Raw genomic sequence first — 5,000 nt, 5'->3', positions numbered from 1 at the left:
AACCACCGGATCACTTTAGCCTGCTTTCGCACCTGCTCGGCTTGTTTGCCTCACAGTCAAGCACCCTTATACTAATGCGCTCTGCGTACGATTACCAACCGTACTGAGGGTACCTTTGCGAGCCTCCGTTACCTTTTAGGAGGCGACCACCCCAGTCAAACTACCCACCAAACAATGTCTCCCTTTGCAGGGATTAGACTCTAAATAACAGAAGGTTGGTATTTCAACGATGACTCCACAACTCCTGGCGAAGCTGCTTCATAGTCTCCCAACTATCCTACACATCTGGCATTCAAAATCAATGTTAAGTTGTAGTGAAGGTTCACGGGGTCTTTCCGTCCCGTTGCGATTAACCGGCATCTTCACCGATACTACAATTTCACCGAGCTCGTGGTAGAGACAGTGTACAACTCATTAGACCATTCGTGCAGGTCGGAACTTACCCGACAAGGAATTTCGCTACCTTAGGACCGTTATAGTTACGGCCGCCGTTTACTGGGGCTTCAGTCAGAAGCTTTGGATTGCTCCGAACATCCTTCCTTAACCTTCCAGCACCGGGCAGGTATCAGGCTCTATACGTCATCTTTCGATTTTGCAGGGCCCTGTGTTTTTGTTAAACAGTTGGTTGTACCATTTTACTGAGGCCGCATCACTGCGGCACGCCTTATCCCGAAGTTACAGCGTCAATTTGCCTAGTTCCTTTACCACGGATCACTCGAGCGCCTGAGAATACTCATCTCGACTACCTGTGTCGGTTTACGGTACGGGCTGCTATAAACGAACCTTAGAAGTTTTTCTTGGAAGTCTGATTAGGGATACTATCAGCGCGGCCGAAGCTTTGCTGTACTATCAGGCTTCAGCAAGTCTGGCGGATTTTCCTACCAAACCTATACCTACACCCTTTAACGCACTATTCCGTAAGTGCGCGATCCTTTCACTACTCCGTTACTCCATCGAATTTATAGCAGGTACTGGAATATTCACCAGTTTGCCATCAGCTACACCTTTCGGCTTTGCCTAAGGACCCGACTAACCCTGATCCGATTAGCGTTGATCAGGAACCCTTAGTCTTACGGCGATAAGATTTTTCATCTTATTTATCGTTACTTATGCCTACATTTTCTTTTCTAAACGCTCCAGCATGTTTCGCAACACACCTTCGATGCAGTTTAGAATGCTCCCCTACCGTCTAGTACATTCATACTAGGCCTAAAGCTTCGGTTATATGTTTGATGCCCGATTATTTTCCGTGCCCAAACCCTCGACCAGTGAGCTGTTACGCACTCTTTAAATGAATGGCTGCTTCCAAGCCAACATCCTGGCTGTTTTAGGATTTGAACCGCGTTTGATCAACTTAACATATCATTAGGGACCTTAGCTGTTAGTCTGGGTTATTTCCCTCTCGGCCATGGACCTTAGCGCCCACAGCCTCACTCCTGGAGATTATATTATAGCATTCGGAGTTTATTAGGGTTTGGTAGGCGGTGAAGCCCCCTAGCCCAATTAGTAGCTCTACCTCTATAATACGTCTATATCCAAGGCTGTTCCTAAAAACATTTCGGGGAGAACGAGCTATCTCTCAGTTTGATTGGCCTTTCACCCCTATCCACAGGTCATCCCATAGCTTTTCAACGCTAATGAGTTCGGGCCTCCAGTTAGTTTTACCTAACCTTCACCCTGCCCATGGATAGATCACAAAGTTTCGCGTCTACCCCCACTGACTGATTCGCTCTGTTAGAACTTGCTTTCGCTACGGCTCCGGTACTGAAGACCTTAACCTTGCCAGTGAGGAGTAACTCGTAGGCTCATTATGCAAAAGGCACGCCGTCACTCATTGCTGAGCTCCGACCGCTTGTAAGCGCACGGTTTCAGGAACTATTTCACTCTCCTGTTCGGAGTACTTTTCACCTTTCCCTTACGGTACTGGTTCACTATCGGTATCTAAGGAGTATTTAGCCTTACCAGATGGTGCTGGCAGTTTCATACAGGATTCCTCCGGTCCCGCACTACTCAGGATACTACACGTCCATCAGAATTTCTGTCTACAGGGCTATCACCTGCTACGGCTCATCTTTCCAGATGATTCAACTTGATCTGACTTTCTAAAAGTAGTCCTACAACCCCGGACAGAATTGCTTCGATCCGGTTTGGGCTCTTCCCCGTTCGCTCGCCACTACTTAGGGAATCATTATTTATTTTCTTTTCCTGCAGGTACTTAGATGTTTCAGTTCCCTGCGTTGGCCCTCCTTGCGGAGTAATACACCTTCAGTGTACTGGGTTGTCCCATTCGGAAATCTACGGATGTAACGATCGTTTGCATCTCCCCGTAGCTTATCGCAGCTTACCACGTCCTTCGTCGCCTCTTAGATCCTAGGCATCCACCATGCGCTCTTATTCGCTTTAAAAAATTTAGTATTTAGATATTACTATCTTGAATACAACTTGCATTTCCCAATATGTCAAAGAACTTTTAATCACTGACTGCTCTTACGAGCTTTCATTTGCGTGATTATTGACGATGTGTGAGATCCGATCTCCGTGACTCTTTAGTCAAACATCTTCTTGTTATTATTATAAGAACTTATACTCTGTATTGTATTGTTTGTGTTGGGGTTGCAAAGGTAGTGATCTTATATTTAATCACCAAAACTTTCTTGAAGTATTTTGCATCTTTAATTATCTTAGTATCAATGACTTGTCTATTGGGAAAGTGCTATTAATATCTCCGATAATCAAACCCCTATTTTACAAAGAACACTAGCTTTTTTGAAGCGGATGGCAAAGATATGCCCTTTATCATTCGCAAACAAAACTATTTGAGTTTTCTCTCAAACTATTTTTCAATCTTATTTCAAATTGTTTTCAACCTTATGGCTGAGTGTAATTTTATAATCCGTGTGAGGATCATTGCTTTAGAGTAAAAATGTACTGACGCTTTATGAAATTATCTGCTCTTTAGCAGATGCGTCTACTCTTAAAGAAAGAAAAAGCCTCAGTGCAAATGCACCAAGGCTTCTCTTAATAAGTATGGCAGCTACCTACTCTCCCGCATGATATTGCAGTACCATCGGCCATGAGGGGCTTAACTTCTCTGTTCGGAATGGGAAGAGGTGAACACCCTCGGCATAACCACCATAAGATCTTTTTTGCTTTACAGCAAACTAATAAGATAACATATCGGGAAAGTTGTATTCTAAGACTCTTTTGCGTAATATTTAAAAAATTAAAGCTTACGGGCAATTAGTATTACTCGGCTGCGATGTTACCACCCTTACACCTGTAACCTATCAACGTCGTAGTCTCCGACGGCCCTTAAAAGTAAACTCATCTTGAAGCAGGTTTCACGCTTAGATGCTTTCAGCGTTTATCCTATCCATACATAGCTACTCTGCACTGCACCTGGCGGCACAACAGATACACCAGCGGTATGTACGACCCGGTCCTCTCGTACTAAGGTCATGTCCTCTCAATTTACTAACGATCACAACAGATAGGGACCGAACTGTCTTGCGACGTTCTGAACCCAGTTCACGTGCCACTTTAATCGGCGAACAGCCGAACCCTTGGGACCTTCTCCAGCCCCAGGATGTGACGAACCGACATCGAGGTGCCAAACCTCACCGTCGATATGAGCTCTTGGGTGAGATCAGCCTGTTATCCCCGGAGTACCTTTTATCCTTTGAGCGATGGCCCTTCCATACAGAACCACCGGATCACTTTAGCCTGCTTTCGCACCTGCTCGGCTTGTTTGCCTCACAGTCAAGCACCCTTATACTAATGCGCTCTGCGTACGATTACCAACCGTACTGAGGGTACCTTTGCGAGCCTCCGTTACCTTTTAGGAGGCGACCACCCCAGTCAAACTACCCACCAAACAATGTCTCCCATTACTGGGATTAGACTCTAAATAACAGAAGGTTGGTATTTCAACGATGACTCCACAACTCCTGGCGAAGCTGCTTCATAGTCTCCCAACTATCCTACACATCTGGCATTCAAAATCAATGTTAAGTTGTAGTGAAGGTTCACGGGGTCTTTCCGTCCCGTTGCGATTAACCGGCATCTTCACCGATACTACAATTTCACCGAGCTCGTGGTAGAGACAGTGTACAACTCATTAGACCATTCGTGCAGGTCGGAACTTACCCGACAAGGAATTTCGCTACCTTAGGACCGTTATAGTTACGGCCGCCGTTTACTGGGGCTTCAGTCAGAAGCTTTGGATTGCTCCGAACATCCTTCCTTAACCTTCCAGCACCGGGCAGGTATCAGGCTCTATACGTCATCTTTCGATTTTGCAGGGCCCTGTGTTTTTGTTAAACAGTTGGTTGTACCATTTTACTGAGGCCACATCACTGTGGCACGCCTTATCCCGAAGTTACAGCGTCAATTTGCCTAGTTCCTTTACCACGGATCACTCGAGCGCCTGAGAATACTCATCTCGACTACCTGTGTCGGTTTACGGTACGGGCTGCTATAAACGAACCTTAGAAGTTTTTCTTGGAAGTCTGATTAGGGACACTATCAGCGCGGCCGAAGCTTTGCTGTACTATCAGGCTTCAGCAAGTCTGGCGGATTTTCCTACCAAACCTATACCTACACCCTTTAACGCACTATTCCGTAAGTGCGCGATCCTTTCACTACTCCGTTACTCCATCGAATTTATAGCAGGTACTGGAATATTCACCAGTTTGCCATCAGCTACACCTTTCGGCTTTGCCTAAGGACCCGACTAACCCTGATCCGATTAGCGTTGATCAGGAACCCTTAGTCTTACGGCGATAAGATTTTTCATCTTATTTATCGTTACTTATGCCTACATTTTCTTTTCTAAACGCTCCAGCATGTTTCGCAACACACCTTCGATGCAGTTTAGAATGCTCCCCTACCGTCTAGTACATTCATACTAGGCCTAAAGCTTCGGTTATATGTTTGATGCCCGATTATTTTCCGTGCCCAAACCCTCGACCAGTGAGCTGTTACGCACTCTTTAAATGAAT

At 45.5% G+C, this 5,000-nt stretch carries 3 rRNA genes (2 of these 3 cut by a window edge); all 3 read right to left on the bottom strand.

What is annotated here, in order from left to right:
• A 23S ribosomal RNA gene (locus tag QFZ48_RS14205) occupies nucleotides 1-2,405 on the bottom strand; it reaches 483 nt to the left of the window's first position.
• 620 nt (nucleotides 2,406-3,025) lie between these two features.
• Nucleotides 3,026-3,137, bottom strand: a 5S ribosomal RNA gene (gene rrf / locus QFZ48_RS14200).
• Between the two features lie 83 nt (nucleotides 3,138-3,220).
• Nucleotides 3,221-5,000: ribosomal RNA gene (locus tag QFZ48_RS14195) — 23S ribosomal RNA — on the bottom strand; it runs 1,108 nt beyond the window's last position.

The sequence above is a fragment of the Chitinophaga sp. W2I13 genome (genome assembly GCF_050434005.1).
Classification (GTDB): Bacteria; Bacteroidota; Bacteroidia; order Chitinophagales; family Chitinophagaceae; genus Chitinophaga.
This window is presented reverse-complemented; position numbering and strand designations above follow the sequence as displayed.